This window comes from Chitinophaga rupis, assembly GCF_900109685.1.
Taxonomy (GTDB): Bacteria; Bacteroidota; Bacteroidia; order Chitinophagales; family Chitinophagaceae; genus Chitinophaga; species Chitinophaga rupis.
The window spans coordinates 407920-425338 of record NZ_FOBB01000004.1; the positions used below are offsets into that span (position 1 = coordinate 407920).

At 47.5% G+C, this 17419-nt stretch carries 13 protein-coding genes; 8 read left to right on the forward strand and 5 right to left on the reverse strand.

Annotation, left to right across the window (positions count from 1 at the left end; all coding sequences use genetic code 11):
- Nucleotides 1-105 precede the first annotated feature (105 nt).
- Entirely contained in the window at nucleotides 106-4173 is a 4068-nt protein-coding gene (locus BMZ54_RS18505; protein ID WP_089915188.1) for a two-component regulator propeller domain-containing protein, read from the reverse strand.
- Nucleotides 4174-4417: 244 nt separating this feature from the next.
- Between BMZ54_RS18505 and BMZ54_RS18510 the strand changes: the two genes are divergently transcribed.
- Together BMZ54_RS18510 and BMZ54_RS18515 are read left to right on the forward strand one after the other, a co-directional pair.
- Nucleotides 4418-4873: a helix-turn-helix domain-containing protein gene (locus BMZ54_RS18510; RefSeq protein WP_089915191.1), complete on the forward strand. Its 456-nt coding sequence runs from the start codon at nucleotides 4418-4420 to the stop codon at nucleotides 4871-4873.
- Nucleotides 4873-5328: a PIN domain-containing protein gene (locus tag BMZ54_RS18515; RefSeq protein WP_202909285.1), complete on the forward strand. Its 456-nt coding sequence runs from the start codon at nucleotides 4873-4875 to the stop codon at nucleotides 5326-5328. Before BMZ54_RS18510 ends, BMZ54_RS18515 begins: the two co-directional genes overlap by 1 nt.
- Before the next feature lie 139 nt (nucleotides 5329-5467).
- On the opposite strand, the gene BMZ54_RS18520 is transcribed toward BMZ54_RS18515, so the two are convergent.
- Nucleotides 5468-5878, reverse strand: coding sequence for a hypothetical protein (locus BMZ54_RS18520; RefSeq protein ID WP_162277600.1), 411 nt, complete (start codon nucleotides 5876-5878; stop codon nucleotides 5468-5470).
- A gap of 270 nt (nucleotides 5879-6148) precedes the next feature.
- Here BMZ54_RS18520 and BMZ54_RS18525 point away from each other — a divergent pair, with 270 nt between their 5' ends.
- Together BMZ54_RS18525 and BMZ54_RS18530 are read left to right on the forward strand one after the other, a co-directional pair.
- Nucleotides 6149-6577, forward strand: a complete 429-nt coding sequence (locus BMZ54_RS18525; protein WP_089915197.1) for a hypothetical protein — start codon at nucleotides 6149-6151, stop codon at nucleotides 6575-6577.
- A gap of 21 nt (nucleotides 6578-6598) precedes the next feature.
- The gene (locus BMZ54_RS18530; RefSeq protein ID WP_089915200.1) at nucleotides 6599-7156 is read left to right on the forward strand and encodes a globin family protein; all 558 of its coding nucleotides are present in this window, start codon (nucleotides 6599-6601) and stop codon (nucleotides 7154-7156) included.
- 54 nt (nucleotides 7157-7210) lie between these two features.
- Here BMZ54_RS18530 and BMZ54_RS18535 read toward each other — a convergent pair whose 3' ends face one another.
- From BMZ54_RS18535 to BMZ54_RS18545, 3 genes are read right to left on the reverse strand one after another with little or no spacing between them, the layout of a single operon-like run.
- Nucleotides 7211-8299, reverse strand: a complete 1089-nt coding sequence (locus BMZ54_RS18535) for a sensor histidine kinase (protein WP_238386615.1) — start codon at nucleotides 8297-8299, stop codon at nucleotides 7211-7213.
- A 5-nt stretch (nucleotides 8300-8304) separates the two neighbouring features.
- Complete coding sequence (locus BMZ54_RS18540) at nucleotides 8305-9129, reverse strand: CheR family methyltransferase (RefSeq protein ID WP_089915208.1); 825 nt, start codon at nucleotides 9127-9129, stop codon at nucleotides 8305-8307.
- Nucleotides 9130-9142: 13 nt separating this feature from the next.
- Nucleotides 9143-12511 carry a response regulator gene (locus tag BMZ54_RS18545; RefSeq protein WP_089915211.1) on the reverse strand — a complete coding sequence of 1123 codons (3369 nt, stop codon included), beginning with the start codon at nucleotides 12509-12511 and terminating at the stop codon, nucleotides 9143-9145.
- 336 nt (nucleotides 12512-12847) lie between these two features.
- Here BMZ54_RS18545 and BMZ54_RS18550 point away from each other — a divergent pair, with 336 nt between their 5' ends.
- From BMZ54_RS18550 to BMZ54_RS18565, 4 genes are all read left to right on the forward strand, one after another.
- Nucleotides 12848-13225: a response regulator gene (locus BMZ54_RS18550; RefSeq protein WP_089915214.1), complete on the forward strand. Its 378-nt coding sequence runs from the start codon at nucleotides 12848-12850 to the stop codon at nucleotides 13223-13225.
- A gap of 67 nt (nucleotides 13226-13292) precedes the next feature.
- A complete protein-coding gene (locus BMZ54_RS18555; protein ID WP_089915217.1) occupies nucleotides 13293-14438 on the forward strand; it encodes a HEAT repeat domain-containing protein in 1146 nt (381 codons plus the stop codon).
- An 8-nt stretch (nucleotides 14439-14446) separates the two neighbouring features.
- A complete protein-coding gene (locus BMZ54_RS18560) occupies nucleotides 14447-15898 on the forward strand; it encodes a glycosyltransferase family 2 protein (protein WP_089915775.1) in 1452 nt (483 codons plus the stop codon).
- A gap of 22 nt (nucleotides 15899-15920) precedes the next feature.
- Entirely contained in the window at nucleotides 15921-17417 is a 1497-nt protein-coding gene (locus tag BMZ54_RS18565; protein ID WP_202909286.1) for a glycosyltransferase family 2 protein, read from the forward strand.
- The last annotated feature ends 2 nt before the right edge of the window (nucleotides 17418-17419 follow it).

The following is a 17419-nucleotide window of genomic DNA, read 5'->3' on the forward strand; positions in this document are numbered from 1 at the left end:
TTTACAATGCCCGTTTGTGTTGTTGAATGCAAGTATATGACCACCGGCCGGGAAACCACCGGGGGTAAATGATCAAATAGAGGGGGTAAACTGGTAAAATGGGGGTTATTCTTTCCAGTTTACCACATTAAAGTCTTTATTAAAGGTGTTGCGGTACTTTTTGATGTATTCGGAGGGGTTCATTTCAAAGAGTTTGTAGAATTGTTCCCGGAAGTATTTCATGTCGTTGATGCCTACCTCAAAGGCGGCTTCGCTTACATTGCAATCTGTGCTAAGCAATAACACTGCTGCCCGGCGCAGGCGGATGAACCGGATAAAGGCATTTACGGATTGCCCGGAAACTGATTTTACCTTCTTGTAAAGGCCGGAATGGCTCATGCCTATTTCCGTGGCCAGGATCTTAATGTTAAAGCCGTCGTTATCCAGGTTATCCTCTACAATGCTGATGCAGCGTTCCAGGAAATCCTTGTATTCGGCAGAGACGCGGGCATTGTTCTTTTTAAGAGTGATCTTGTCAAAGAAATAGCGCTGCAGCACATTCCTGTTTTGGAGGATGTTGTGAATACGGGCCAGCAGCAGCTCTTTTTCAAAGGGTTTTACAATATAATCATCTGCACCGCATTCAATGCCCCGCAGCTTGGTTTCCTGGGAAGGGTTAGCGGTGAGCAGCACCACCGGGATATGGTTCAGGGAAGGGTCCTGTTTGATGGCGTTGCACAATTCCACCCCGTTCATTCCTTTCATGACCACATCGCTGATAATGATGTCCGGGCAATGTTCCCGGGCCAGTTCCAGCCCGTCTGTTCCATTGTCTGCTTCATGGAAAAGGAACTTTTCGCGGAAAAGCTGCCGGAGGTAGTCCCTGATCTCAGGGTTATCATCCACCACCAGGATAGACCGCTTACCGGAAATAATATCGCCCATAAGGCTTTGCTCTTTTTCGGCCAGGGGTATTTCCGTGCTGATATTGCCCATGAGCTCTTCCAGCAGCGCAGCGCTTTCAGGCAGCTCTTCAAAAATATACTGACCGGCAAAGTGGCTGGTGCCTTTTTTGAGGCGCACGGTGAACGAAGCCCCTTGCCCTGCTGTACTGGTAAAGGATAGATGGCCTTTATGGCTTTCAATGAAATGCCTGGAGAGGTATAGTCCTATGCCGAAGCCGGTTTTGCCCGGCACATTCTTCTCCTTTACCTGGTAAAATCTTTCAAACATGCGCTGACGGGCGCTTTCGCTGATGCCACAGCCGGTATCCGTGATGTTAATAATAATATCGTTCTCCTCCTCACTGACCATAAAGCTAACCGTTCCGCTGCCCGGCGTAAATTTCAGCGCATTGGAGAGCAGGTTGAATAACACGATCTCTATCTTTTCCCGGTCGGCATATACTTCCAGCTGCTGGTTATCGCAGCTAAAGGTGTAGTGGATATGCTTAGCGCCGGCCTGCTGAATGAAGCACAGGTATACCTCTTTGCACAGGTCGTGGAGGTTGATGCAGGTTATCTTCAATTTGTCGCCTTCACTGTCGGCCTTACGGAACAGCAGCAGCTGATCCACAAGGCTTAGCAGGCGCCGGGCGTTCCGGTATACTACCTCCAGGCCGTTGCCTGCCGGTTTATCGCCATTGTTCAGCATTTCCTTCACAGGATTGATGATGAGCGTAAGTGGTGTTCTGAACTCGTGGGATACATTTGTAAAAAAGGCCAGCTTTCTTTCATTCAGCTCTTTTTCTTTCTCCGTTTCCAGGCGGGCCACCCGTATATCAAAGGCCAGCTTTGTTTTTTGCGCTTTGTACCGGAGGTATATATATGCCAGGCCGGCAATAGCGGACAGGTACAACAGGTAGGCCCACCAGGTTCTGTACCAGGGCGGCAGCACGGTTATTTTCAGTATGTACTCATGGGTGTTCCAAATACCTTCGGCGTTGGTGCTTTTTAACCGGAAGGTATAGCTGCCTTCTGTTAAGCGGGTGTAATTGGCGGTTCTTGATTTGCCTACATAGTTCCAGTCTTTGTCCCAGCCCTCCATATAATAGGCATAGTCTATTTTGTCCGGTGCGGAGTATTCAAGCGCTACAAAATCAAATGCGATCATTGCTTTATTATATGGTATGCTCAGCGCCTGTACATGATCCTGTGTGCTTTGTGTAACATAGCCGCCTGCCTGCTCTACAGGGGTATTGGCAATCTTTAACCCGGTGAGCATTACTTTGGGCATATTTGAAACATACTGCAAACTATCGGGGTAAAAGATATTGAGCCCTTTGATGCCGCCAAAAATAAACTCGCCGGAAGGCAGGGCCAGGGCGGCGTTATAGTTGAACTGATTGCACAGCAGCCCATCGGACTGGGAAAAGTTCTTGAAGCTTTTTTCCCGGGGATTGAATTTTGAAATGCCGTAAAATGTGCTGATCCATAAGTTACCGCGTTTATCTTCCAGTATATTCAGAATGGAGTTATTGGAAAGACCATCGGCTTTTGTAAACCTGGTATAGGCGCCGGTTTCCCGGTTAAACAACAGCAGGCCTCCGCCTTCGGTACCTACCCAGCAATTGCCGTCCCTATCCTCATGAAAAACGCGCACGGCATAACCTATATCATATACCCGGTGCTTTTTTGTGACCCTGTCAACCTTTATCAGCGAGGTATAATTTCCTGCCCAGAAATTGCCGCTGCTGTCTTCCGCCATGGAAAGGATGTTGGTAAGGGTACTGTCAAACACCTCAAAACGGTTAGTGCTTCTGTTTAGCCGGTAAAGTAGCCCATTAGTGCAAACGCCTGCCCACAGCGTTTTTTGGGCATCTTCATAGAGCAGCCAGGTATTTTTATCTTCCCGGCCGCTGAGCGGATTAAAGCAGGCATAGTGCTCAAAAGAGCGGGCTGTTTTATTATAGCGGTAAATGCCCCCGCCCCAGGTGGTGATCCATATAGTATGCTGAAAATCGCTGATAATGCTGGTTACGAAATCACTGCAAAGGGAATGGCTGCCTGTTAGCTGCTGGAAGTTAGTGAAGTGGTCCTGTTTGCGGTTCCAGACACTGAGCCCGCCACCATCGGTACCGATCCAGATATTATGATCCTCATCTTCACAGAGCGAGAGGGTAAAATCATTGATCAGGCTATTGGCATTAAGGGGATCGTGCGTGATAGCGGCAAAACCAGTTTTGCCGGGATCCAGGATATTGATGCCACCCCGCAGGGTACCGATCCATTTGCGGCCTTCATGATCTTCGTAGATCGCATACACCGCGGTGCTGGTAAGCAGCTCTTTGTTCTTGGGCGATACCAACCGCGTGACCTTGCCCGTGGCCAGCGGCATGGTAAAAACGCCTTCCCCGTCAGATGCGATCCACAGCTGATCCTGTTTATCTATGGCCAGGCGCACTACCCTTTTGGAGTGTGTTAGCAGCACGTTGTTAAATGTATTGGATGCAATGGTGTATTTATATAGGCCATCGTCGGTACCCAGCCACAGGCAGCCGCGGTTATCTGCCTGCAGGGCAATACCATTCCGGATGCTGTTATTGATCACGCTTACGGCGCCGCTGTTATCATCATAGCGGCAAAGCCCTACATTACGCACAAACAGCCAGGCATGCTGCGCAGCATCCAGCTCTATGGACATTACCTCATAATGTGTGCTGACCGTATTCCCATTCCTGAGGGGCGCCTGCTTTGCTGCGCCAGCCGGGTTATAAATGAGCAAACCTTCTCCATCCGTGCCGATGAACATACTTCCTTTAGGGCCCGGTTTGAGCGCATTCACGGAAACCAGCACCTTCCTGGCTACGCTACTTTTATAGGGGAGGTAGCTAAGGCCGGAGAAACGCGCCGTACCATTGTTATAAATACTGATACCGCTGCGGGTGCCTACCCATAGCCGGTTGTCGTGGCCCTCTGTGATACAGGTTATGCGGTTATCGGCCACGGAATTGGTATCATTAAATTCATTCCGGTAAATGGTGAAGCTATACCCGTCATAACGGTTTAATCCATCGTAAGTGCCGAACCACATAAACCCGTTATAGTCCTGGTAAATGCTGGTAACGGCATTATTGGAAAGCCCCTGTTCAATACCCAGGTAAGTAAGCGGCGGAATGGATTGTGCAAAGGTATTAGGCTGTATGGAAAAAGCGCATAATGCCCACAAAATAGCCGGCTTGAGATACCTCCTCATTGTTCACTGATTTATGTTATTCACAACGTGCTATAAAGTAAGGAATTATTTTGGTTAGTTGGGGTGTATTGACATTCTATTCACAAGAAAAGGCTCAAACACATTAAAAAAGTGCCCATACAACAAACTCTCATATTTAATTGTAATACAACGAGTTATATTCTTCACTCGTAAATTGTCTGGTAGTTATTTTGTTTCGTTTATTTCGTTTGAGTATATTTGTATAGCTAAAGTAAAGCAGAACATGGACGCAATTATTGAAAAAACTACAAAAAAGGATCAGCAGATCGCAAAAGCCTCCATCGAGCAGGTTCACCTGACATCAAAAAAGGTTTCAGATGATCGTAGCAATGTAGTTACTATAAATATTCAGGGAAAGGGCGAACCATTGGAAATTCCAACCAAGGCCCTATTCTTATTGTTCGACATATTGGATAATATGGCTGATGGAAGATCCATTGCCATCATCCAACCTGATAATGAAGTTAGTACCCAACAAGCAGCCGATCTGCTTGGCGTTTCAAGACCACACGTTATTAAACTGCTGGAAAAAGGTATTATTCCTTTTAGTAAAGCCGGTACGCATCGCCGTATCCTGCTTAAAGACCTGGTGGAGTACGATAAGAAACAGAAAAAGAGCAGAACAGAGAACCTTGATTTTCTTGCTAAACAAGCACAGGAACTTAACATGGGATACTAATGGTCAATTTGTTTAACCCCATTGTATTACTGGATGCCAATGTACTTTACCCGGCTCCATTACGGGATTTTTTGTTACGGCTGGCAGCAACCAACTTATATAAGCCTAAGTGGACCGATGAAATCCAGCAAGAGTGGATCAGCAATCTTCTGATCAACCGGCCAGCATTATCAGAAAGTAAATTGCGAAAGACAGTAAAGGCAATGAATACTGCTTTTCCTGATGCAAATGTAAAAGGTTATAGGTCCCTGATTAAAGATCTTAAACTGCGAGACAAGGATGACAGGCATGTACTGGCTGGTGCTATCAAAGCAAATGCGAATTATATTATTACTTCTAATACAAAAGATTTCCCCGCCACATACATAAATTCAATGGGTATAGATATCAAGCACCCTGATGATTTTGTCTATGAGTTCATTATAGTGTATCCGTCAGGGTACTTCAGGCACTAAACAGGCAGGTAGAGGCATTAAAGAACCCTCCACAAAGCATAGACCAGGTACTAACTACTTTACAAACCAATGGACTTACAAGAAGTGTTACAGCATTAAGGCATTTAATTCCAGGCACAGGAAGCCAGGCGCTTTGATCTCACACTTCCTTCTTCACTACCCCATCAAACTCAACCTGGAAAGCTTTTGCATAAACCGCCATTTGCTCCGGTATAGATTCATTATTATCCATCCAATCCAGCTGGATCTCTAACGGGGCTCCGCCATTATTAAAGTATAAGATCAGGTAATTGAATGAGCCACTTTCACCGACTTCCTTCCTTATACCATAACTGCGCAGCGTATTCCATGCATAACAATATTTTTTGTACATAATACCTTCATGATTCAGTTCCATCACCAGGGAATTTTTAATAGCAAACCAGGTACAGCGGACAAATGCAATAAGGCCTAAGATCAAAAACATCCAGCCGAAAAACGCAGCAACACTTTCACGCAGCAGCCAGTAACCACCCTGAAATGCGGCCACAAAACCGATGATTGCTGACACTGTATAAGCAACACGGTGCCTTCTATATTGAACAATGGGTAATTCCATTACGATGGGATTTCCGGTAATATTACATTATTTTCCGTAGGGAATATGACAAAAGGAGGAGGACCCCAAAACAAAAAAATCGCCTCTCCCAAACTTTTTATAAAACGCCCTCGTATATGTAACGGTTCCAGGAAACAACAACATACGGAAGTATTATTCTTAAGGTCAATAACCCTGTGGCCCTGCTATACACAGGATCTTAGCGTATTTAAAAACACATTTATGAAAAGGAAAACTGTAAAACAGATCCTCCTGTGGGGAGGTGGTATATTCCTGTGCCTGACAGTAGTATTAGCAGTGCACATTTATATAGTTACACGCCCCAAGGCCCCGGATGCACATACCCGTATTATGGCGCGGATAGATATTAAACAGCCGCTTTCACAGCAGGATGCGGATAAGATATCGTCCTGGATGTACCAGCAGCAAGGGATAGACCGCGTAATGGTAAATCCGCAGTCCAGGATCGTGGTATTTACTTTTTTCCCGGTGAAAACCAGCGCTAACGACATTGTGCACAATTTTAAAACGGCGCTTCATTATCCGGGTGACCGGTATCTGCCCAGCGCTGAAGAAATGAAGCAGGGATGCCCGGCCATGGGCGCCTCCTTTGCATCTAAGATCACCGGTATTGTTAAATACATTTTTTAAATAGCTAAATCAATCACCCACATGAAAAAGTCAGCATTGTTATTTGTCCTTGGCCTGGTGGCCACCTTTGCAGTAATGGAATCCTGTAAGAAAGACAATAATACAGACACTCCTGCTAAAATGACCTTGTATGATTCCTTAGGTGGCACTACGATGGTAAGCGACCCTGCCAATGCAGGCATGATGATAGAAAAGGGCCGCCTGGGCCTCCGTTCTGTAGTGGACAGCGCCATTTTTGTAATTGCAGGTGATTCAAAGCTCAATGGTTTCTTTACCGTATTACTGGCAGAGGTTACTTCCGGCAATACCAGCGGTTTCCAGGCGCTGAGCAAAAACCTGACAGACTTTTTCTGTGTGGCTACGGGCGCTAAAAATTTCAAGTACGGCGGTAAGAGTATGGTGGCTGCGCACGACCCGGCCCAGAACGTCCGTATGAATGGCAAAGCAGCCAATGCTGATTTTGATGAGTTCATAGTGGACCTGGTAGCTGCGGCTAAAAAGAACGGTCTTTCTGATCAGCTGATCGGCCAGGTTGGTAAAGTAGTAGAAACGGTACGCCCTGCAGTGGTGCAGAAATAAACGGGGTTTTCATATATACAGTAACGTGCCTCAATGAAAGTTGAGGCACTTTTTTTATTTCCACTGAAAATAAAAACAGCTCCCCTCCCCTGCCACAGACCTTACCCATACCTTGCCGCCCTGCGCTTCTACCAGCAGTTTCAGGATATTAAGCCCTACACCCGTGCCCTTTTCATCATCCTCATTCAGTGTTTCAAATAACCGGAAAATGCGGGTGTTGTCTTTTTCTTCAATACCGGGGCCATTGTCTTTTACATAAAATTCGTAGAACTCTCCTTTTAATGCGCCGCCTATGCTGATCACGGTTTCCTGTTTATCGTTGTATTTAATGGCGTTGCTTAATAAATTCTGGAATACCTGCCATAACTTTTGCCGGTTGGTATGCAGCACCGGTAAGTTCGGCTCAATGTGAATCTTCACATGATCCGGCGGAAACAACAGCTCTACCAGCTGTTCCAGCAGCTCCTGCACATCCACATCTTCTGCTGCCTGCTGCAGCGGGTGGTGGCTGCTGTATTCCAGGATGGCGCTGATCATATCGGAAAGCTGGGTAGCAGAGCTGATAGCCATCTCCAGGTAGTTCATAAGCTCCGGCGCCTGCTGCAATTGCTTTTCTTCTTTCAGTAATAATAACAGGCCGGCTACACCGGAAAGCGGCGATTTCAGGTCATGCGCTACCGTATGCATGAACCGTTCCAGCTGCCCGTTCACCTGCTCCTTTTCTTCAAGCGTTTGCTTTAGCTCCTGTTCATAGAAATACAGCCGTTCAAATACATCCACCTTGGCACGGCATACATTTACGTTCAGCGGTTTTAACAGGTAGTCTACAGCGCCCTGCTCAAAGCCCATCATCATATCCTGCTCTTCCTTATTACTGGCGGTTACAAAAATAATGGAGATGTTACGTGTTTCCGGATCGGCCTTTAACAGGCGGGCTACCTCAAAACCATCTATATCCGGCATCTGCACATCCAGTAAAATAAGCCCGATCTCCTCATGCCGCAGTACTTCCTTTAAGGCATCGCTGCCGGAGCCGGCCAGTATAAACTCCCGGTGATCCGCTTCCAGCATAGCCTGCAGCGAGTGAAGGTTTTCAGGACGGTCATCTACCAACAGGATGGTGATCTTTTTTGTTCGGCTCACATTCATTATGATTGGTTATGGCGGTATATTTTATATTGCAAATTCACAGTATCAAACTGCCGGCTTATTTCAGCGGCATGAATAGATTCTTTAGTGCCCAGGGCCAGGTAGCCATGCGGCGACAAACTTTCCTCAAACAACCGTAATACCTGCGTCTGCAGCTCCCGTTTAAAATAGATGAACACATTGCGGCAGCAGATCAGCTGGAACTCATTAAAAGAACCATCTGTTACCAGGTTATGCTGGGAAAAAGTAATGTGCTTCCGCAGCTCTTTTTTAAAGATCACACTGTCGTATTTGGCAGTATAGTAATCGCAAAAATCAGCCTGTCCACCGGATTGTATATAGTTATACGTGTTTTGCTTCATGGCGCTTACCGGCACAATACCTGCCCGGGCCCGTTCCAGGTTCGCAGGGTTCAGATCCGTGGCATAAATGCGCGTTCTGTTCAATAAACCTGCTTCCTGTAATAATATAGCCATAGACAGGGCTTCTTCTCCTGTGGCGCAGCCTGCATGCCATATCTTAATAATGGGATAGGCAGCCAGCTTAGGCAGCACTTGTGTTTTCAATATTTTAAAGAACGATGGATCCCGGAACATCTCCGTAACATTTACTGTTATGAACTGCACCATGCGGTTAAGAAAACCGGCCTCATTTGCCAGGCGGTGTTTCAGGTCAAACACCCCGGGTACCCCCTCATTGCCCATGAAATAAAGGATACGCCGTTTAACAGAGGCCTGCATATAACCGGTAAAATCAAATCCATACTGCACCTTCAGCATATGTAATACACCGGAAAGATCGTGATTGCTCAATTCATTACTCATAGGATATACCTGCTTACCCTAACCATACACGCAACAATGAAAAAAGTTTATTTCCATCTACCGGTTTGGCAATATAATCTGATGCGCCGGCGCTTATGCATTTCTCGCGGTCGCCGGCCATAGCCTTTGCCGTAAGCGCTATTACCGGCAGCAGCGCGGTACGCTCGTTATTGCGGATATGCCGTATAGCTTCATAACCGTCCATTTCCGGCATCATAATATCCATTAACACCAGGCGTATATCCGGATGGGTTTCCAGCTGCTGCAGGGCTTCTTTACCATCTGTAGCCGTTATTACCTGCAGCCCTTTGCCAGATAATAATGCTTTTAAGGAAAACAGGTTGCGCATATCATCATCTGCCAGCAGCACCTTTTGCCCTTCCAGGCCTTGCTCTGCAGGGATGGAAGCTGTTGCCTGCAGGGGAGCCTCCTTTGCTTCATTTACCCGGAACAGGAACAGCGCCAGCTCATCCAGCAGCCGGTCGCGGGAAAAAGTTGAATCGCGGATAATAGCAGCAGCCTCTTTTTTCAGCTGCATTTCATCTGCTTCCGAAATGTCGCGGTCAAGGTATACGATCAGCGGTTTATCTTTCCCTACCATAGACCTTAACAGCGATAGCTGCCGGATGCCTTCCTGCACATTGCTGCCAATATCCAGCACTATGCCGTCAAAGCTTTCTTCCGGTAAAATACTGGCTGCTTCCTGTATATTCTTTACATGGCGGTATTCTGTGTGCAGCTGCCGCTCATCGCTGAGCGGTTGCAGGGAGGGTGCCTGCAGCAAGCTGTTACCGGATATTATCAGCACCTTTTTCAGGTCTTCCTGCACATGGTATTGAATGCCGGAGAATACAGCTTCCAGGTCATTCATCTGCAAAGGCTTTTGCGTGTATCCCTGTACGTGATCGCTTACCTGTAAGGATATTTCGCCGGAGGAGATGATGTGCACGAGGATATGCTTCAGCTCCGGTGAATTGCGGATCACCTTCAGAATGCTATGCCCGTCAATAAACGGCAGGTTCACATCCAGTATAATGGCTGCCGGCAAATATTTGCGCGCGAAGAACAGGCCATCGCTACCGTTCAGCGCTACTACTGTTTTATATCCCTTTTGCCGGGCAAAGTCGCGCAGGATAGTGGCAAAGTTGGCATCATCCTCTATGATCAGCACTGCGGTATCGCCTTTGCTCAGCTGCTCACGGTCATCTGCAACCGGCGCCGCCTCTTTCTGGTAACCAAGCGGTATGGGGGTATGCGGGATGGTCACGCCGGCAGAGATCTGCTGTGTAATAGCTGCTACGGGCATTACCACGGTAAAGGTGCTGCCCTCTCCTTCCCTGCTTTGCAGCCGTATTTCACCGCCTAACATTTTCACCAGCTCGCGGCTAATGGAAAGGCCCAGTCCTGTACCGCCAAATCGGCGGCTGGTGGAGCCATCTGCCTGGCGAAAGGCCTCAAACACCTGCAGCTGTTTATCCAGCGGTATGCCCATGCCGGTATCGGCAACGGCTATATGCAAGCTATCGTCCTGCATATGGCATTGCAGGCGTACGGTACCTCCTGACGGTGTAAATTTAAATGCGTTGGACAGCAGGTTGCGGATCACTTGTTCCAGCCGTTGCCTGTCTGTATGAATATTGGCAGGCACACCGGGCGCTATTGTTGTAATAAAGTGGATCTGTTTTTGTTCTGCCACAAAATAGAACAGCTGTTCCAGGTCGTACATCACAGCGGCTATGGGCACCTCTTCTATATTGATCTCCAGCTTACCGGCTTCTATCTTTGAGAGGTCCAGTATGTCATTGATCAGCTTTAACAGGTCGGAGCCGGAACGGTGAATAATGCCTGCGTACTCCATTTGCTTGGCGGAAAGGTTACGCTCTTTATTTTCTTCCAGCATACGGGCCAGTATTAACACGCTGTTCAGCGGCGTGCGCAGCTCATGCGACATGTTAGCTAAAAACTCCGATTTGTATTTGCTGCTTTGTTCCACCTCCTGCGCTTTCCGCGCCAGCTCCTGCTTAGCCAGCTCCAGGGTATGGTTCTTGGCTTTCATTTCTTCATTAACCTGCCGCAGCTCCTCTTCATGCACCCGTAATTCTTCTTCAGAGGCCCGCAGCTCACTATTGGTTTCCTGTAATCTGGCTTGTTGTGTTTCCAGGATCTCCTTCTGGGATTGCACGGTTTCCAGCAGGCTTAAAACGCGGGTTCTGGAAATAGCGGCCTGGAAGGCTGTGGCAATAGCATCTGTAACGCCTTTTAAAAAGGTAAGCTGCTTAGGTTGTACTTCCTGGAAAGAGGCCAGCTCCAGTACGCCAATTAACCGGCTATCCACCCACAACGGTACGTATAACAAAGCGCCGGGCCGGCCTGCCAGGGCTGCAGCGCTTATTTGCCAGTAATGGGCGGGAATATCTTTTAGTACCTGTATTTCTTTTTGGGTGGCCGCCTGCCCTATCAAACCTTCCTGTAAGGCATAGGTCTTTATGGGATTAGCCGGCAGGGCTATACCGGCGGCCAGCTTCAGCAGCTTTTCCTCTTCATCATAATAATAGACCGCGCCGGCAGGCAGGGCCAGGTATTGTACCAGTGTTAGCAGGCATTGTTCTGCACGCTGTATAATGCTGGTTTGCCCGTGCAGGCTTTCATTCACCTGGCTTATACCGCTCAGCAGCCAGTTCTTTTCATTGGTAGTATGGTTCAGGTTTACCAGCTCGGTCAGCTTGTGCTTCAGCTCCCGCTGCGCTTTTATACGATTGCTAAGCTCCCGGTAAGAGATGATCATTAATATACTGGCTACCAGAAGAATTAAAAGGGTGTTAACGACCAGCATAACAGTGGCGTGGCTTACCGCACGGTTGCTCTGCTCATTACGGATCACCAGCAGGTTTCTCTCCGCGGTTATCAGGTCTGCGAGGCTGGTATGTACCTGGTTCAGGTATTTTCTTTCCTCTTTTGCAATAGGTATTACATGGCTAAAAATATAGTTGCTGTCCTGTTTGGTGTCCAGCTGTTCCCAGAAATTCAGCAGGGCAATCATGTTATTTTCTATCTGCGTGGCGCGCCGCGCTTCAGCAGTGTTATCGGCCACCATTTTCTTCAGCTCCTGCACCAGTGGCAAAGGTTTGCTGCGCTGGGCATAATAAGGCGCCAAGTACTGCGTATCATGTGTGCTGCGGAAGGTGATGCCGGCGGATTCCATTTCATACACGATGCGGTTAATGCGCTGGCTCAGGGTAATTACTTCATAGGTATGCTCCACCCAACCGGCTTCCGTACGTTGTTTATGAAAGGTCAGATAAGAAAAAACCCCTGCTGTGATCACTAATACCAGGGCCACCCCAAAGCCCAGGAACAGCCCTATCTTCAATTTTGGTTTCATATATATGGCGCCGGTTAGTGGATATGATCAGTTAATGATGGACAAATATATACTTAAAAATATCGGTTAATTTAATGTTATACAAACATTCGATTGCATTTTATCATTCAGCACCTCTAATGCTCAATCCGCCAAAAAGGCCGTCACTCCTTGTTATAAAACAAGAGTAATATTTTTTTTTTTGCCCCGATGGCTTATATTCGATAAAATTTCTCGTTAGGACACCGAACTGTTACTTGCTGTGACCGGATAACGGTTTATTAAAAAAATTAATACATCACCATATTCCCTACTCCATGAAAACAGTGAACAATAGGGTATTCCAAAACTGCCAACATGAATAAGATCTTATTAGTTGAAGATGATGAAGTCATGCCAAAGATTGTCGAGAGGATCCTGCACCGGGAAGAATACCGCATAGACCATGTTACCAACGGTAAAGAGGCCTTTCAAAAGCTGGATGACACCGGCTATGACTATGACCTCATTATTACAGATATATTAATGCCTTACGCCAGTGGTTTTGAGATCATCAGTAAGGTAAAGAACCGTAAAGAGGGTAAGCCCATCCCGGTGATCATTGTTTCCAATGCGGGCAATGAGGATATGGTGCTGGAAGGTTTTAAGCTGGGAGCCGACGATTTTTTGAAAAAGCCGGTAATGCCCGGTGAATTACTGATCCGCGTAAAAAGATTGCTCATGCAATATAAATAGGCAGGCGGCTTGCTGCCGGTGCTTTAGCCGGTATGCCAGGCACTGTTATAACTGATCCTACTGAAAAATGAATGTGTTACCTGTATTTTTTACATCTGTCCTATATAACCTTAGGTATGCGCCGCTGATCATCCAGATCGCATGCGTATTTATATTTATTGCCGTTACCTGCACCGTTATTGCATACCTGTCTATACTTATAGGCCGCTATAAAGGCCACCGGCGTGAAAAAAAGCTGGCCAGGCTGCACCCGCTCATTGATCAGCTGCTGCTGGAAAATGTATTGATGAACGAGGCCCTTATCCAGGAAGATGCTGAAGAAATTCCCCTGGCGGCTGATGCTTTTCACCAGCCTGTATTCCGCAAACGCTGGGCGCGGCAGGCGCTGATAGACCGGCTGATCCACTACCGTAATAATGTAAGCGGTATTATGGGTGAGCAACTGCGTAACCTGTACATTCAGCTTGAGCTGGATAAAGAATCCCTGAAAAAAATGAAGTCGCGCAAATGGGATAAAAAGGTACAGGCCATGGCGGAGCTCACCAGCATGAACATGTCCATAGCCGATGTTACCATTCTGCCGCTTACCAACAGCCGCAACCGCGAGCTGCGTGCGGCCGCCCGGCATGCCTATATCAAACTCAGTAAGAACGAGCCCTTCAAATTCTTTGACCTGGCTACAGAACCCCTGCTGCTATGGGATCAGGTGGAATTGTTCCGCATTATTTCCACTACGGAAAAAATTGCTATTCCCAACTTTGCACAATGGATCACCTACTCTTCCAATAAAAGCATTATCTCTTTTTGCCTGAAGCTGGTAGTGCATTACAACCAGATCAGCGCAGTACCGGCCGTTGAAAAGCTGCTGGATACCCGCGACCATTATCTGCGGGCCGATGCCATCAACTGCCTGGGCAAAATGCAGATAGCGGAAGTGGAAGACAAGCTGATACGTATGTACAACAGCCAGCCGCTGAACTGCCAGATAGAGATCCTGAAGCTGATGGGCCGTGTTAGCAGCGGCAAACATGTGGATTTCCTGCGGCAGGAATTTTTACACTCCACCGATTTTGAGCTGCGCAAGAACGCCGCCAAATCACTGATCAAGAATCAATGGGCGGCCAAAAACCTGATCAACGAGCTGGTGGATACCGCTACTGCGGAAAACAAACGCATCCTGAAACATTGCATGAATCCTTTGATTAAATTTTGAACGGCAGCATGAGCTTTTGGCAAACCATAGGACGGATCTATGAAAGCAGCGTTTTTGTATATGGAACGGTGCTGTTGTTTATTTATGCCATGCTGGCTGTTTTTTCTATGATAGCGGTGCGTGCCTATGCCCGCAAAGACAAGCTGGGACAGGGCTATATGCTCAACAGCTCACCCCTGGCGCCGGGCATTACCGTGCTGGCGCCCGCTTACAATGAAGGCCTTACCATTATTTATAACGTACGTTCGCTGCTTACGCTGAACTATCCCAAATACGAGATCATTATTATTAATGACGGCAGTACCGATAACAGCCTGGAACAGCTGATCACGGAATTTGACCTGGTGCAGGTAGATTTTGCCTATAACGTAAAAATAAAAACACAGCCGGTACGCAAGATCTTTAAATCCACCAACCCGGCCTATGCGCAGCTGATGATCATTGACAAAGTAAATGGCAAAAGCAAGGCGGATGCGGTGAACGCCGGTATTAACGCGGCCAGCTATAACTATTTTCTATGTACGGATGTGGACTGCATACTGGATAAGAACACTCTGCTGGAGCTTATTAAACCTGTAATGCAGGAGGGTAAAAAAAGGGTGATCGCTACCGGCGCTACCCTGCGCATTGCCAACTCCTGCGAGTTTGACCAGGGGGTAATGACGCGCATGCGGCCACCCCGGCAGCTGCTGCCCCGCTTCCAGGAAGTGGAATACATCCGCGCTTTTGTACTGGGCAAAATGGGCTGGAGCTTATTGAACTGCGTGCCCAATGTATCCGGCGGTTTGGGATTGTTTGATAAGGAAGTAGCCATACGCAGCGGTGGCTACGATCACAGCTCTTTTGGCGAGGACATGGAGCTAATGACCCGCATGTGCCGGTATGCGCATGATAATAAGATCAACTACGCTATCCGCTATATTCCAAAAACCCTGTGCTGGACAGAGGCGCCCGAATCCGTAAAGATCTTTAACCGGCAGCGCACCCGCTGGGCAAGGGGTTTGGCGCAGCTGATGTTTTCCCATTTTGGCATGTTCCTGAACCCGCGGTATGGAAAAATGGGCCTCATCATCTTCCCCTATAATTTCTTTTTTGAACTGCTAGCGCCCCTGGTGGAGATAACCGGCATTATCTATTATATCATCATGATATGCCTGGGGCAGATCAACTGGCCTACCGCTGTTATGCTGCTGGTATTCGTATATACGTACTCGGTGATGATCACTACCATCGCCATCCTGTGGGACCAGCTTACCTTCCGGTATTACCGCACCTGGAAAGAGGTGGCTTACCTGTGTATGACGCCTTTCATGGAATTTTTCCTGTATCACCCGTTGATCGTACTATTCTCCCTGCGGGGATATTATTACTTCCTGACGGGGAAGAAAAGTACCTGGGGAAATATGCAGCGGCGGGGCTTCCGGCAAAATGTGCCTGGCGCCAAAACGGCCGCCGTTTAACCATAAAACCAATTGAACGCGCGTGGAGTTTATTAAGAATTTTTATGAGGGCTTTGTTTTTGTGTATGGCTGTACCATGCTGTTCTGGTATGCGCTGCTGGCCATGCTTTCCCTGCGGGGCATTATCCGGTACCAGCGCAAGAACAGTTATGTGGATCATAATATTATGGTACAATCGCCCCTGGCGCCGGGCATTTCCGTAATTGCACCGGCCTATAATGAAGGGGTTACCATTATCTCCAATGTACGGTCGCTGCTTACATTGAACTATCCTGTTTTTGAGGTGATCATTGTAAATGACGGCAGCACGGATGATACGCTGGAAAAACTCATTAACGAGTTCCAGCTCACAGAAGTGGTTTTTGCCTATAATGAACGTATACAATCCCAGCCTGTAAAACGTGTATTCAAGTCCGTTAATACGGCCTATGATAAGCTGGTGGTAATTGATAAGGTGAATGGTAAAAGTAAGGCAGATGCCTCCAATGCCGGCATTAACGCCGCTGCCTATGCTTACTTCCTGTGTACGGATGTGGATAGCATTATTGAAAAAGATACGCTGCTGCGCATGATCAAACCCTTTATGGATGAGGAGAACAAAAAGATCAAGGAAGTAGGCGAGCCCTGCCCGGAATGCGGGTATGTGCATGTGGTGGAAGACAGCATACGGGTAATAGCTACGGGCGCTACCCTGCGCCTGGCCAACTCCTGCGAGGTGGATGAAGGCGTAATAACCCGTGTGCGGCCGCCCCGGCATTGGCTGCCCCGCTTCCAGGAAATGGAATATATACGCGCCTATGTACTGGGCAAAATGGGCTGGAGCCTTATTAACTGCGTGCCCAACGTATCCGGTGGTTTGGGATTGTTTGATAAGGAGATTGCTATTAAAGCCGGCGGTTACGACAGCAAATCCTTTGCGGAGGATATGGATATTGTAACGCGCATGTGCACCTACATGATAGATAACAAGCTGAAATATGCTGTGCGTTACATCCCTACCTCCCAGTGCTGGACGGAGGGACCGCCTAACCTCAAAGTGTTCAGCCGGCAGCGTACCCGCTGGGGGCGCGGCCTGGCAGAGATTATGACCATACACCGCAAGGTGATCTTTAACCCTCGGTATAAACGTTTAGGCCTGGTAGTGCTGCCGTATAACCTGTTCTTTGAATTCCTGGCGCCTATTATTGAATTTACCGGTATCCTGTATTACATCTACCTGATCATCACCAACCATATCAACTGGCCCTTTGCTACTATACTATTGCTGTTTGTGTACCTGTATTCTGTAATGATCACTACCCTGGCTATCTGGTGGGACCAGATGACCTACCGTTATTATAAAACCTGGAAAGAGGTAATGGGACTGGCGCTGATGGCTTTCCTGGAACCATTCGTATACCATCCGCTGATCGTGTTCTTTGCGCTGCGCGGATATTATTTCTTTATTGTAGGGAAAAAACATACCTGGGGAAATATGCAGCGCCAGGGTTTTGGACAGAAAAAAACGACTGCTGCTTAGAC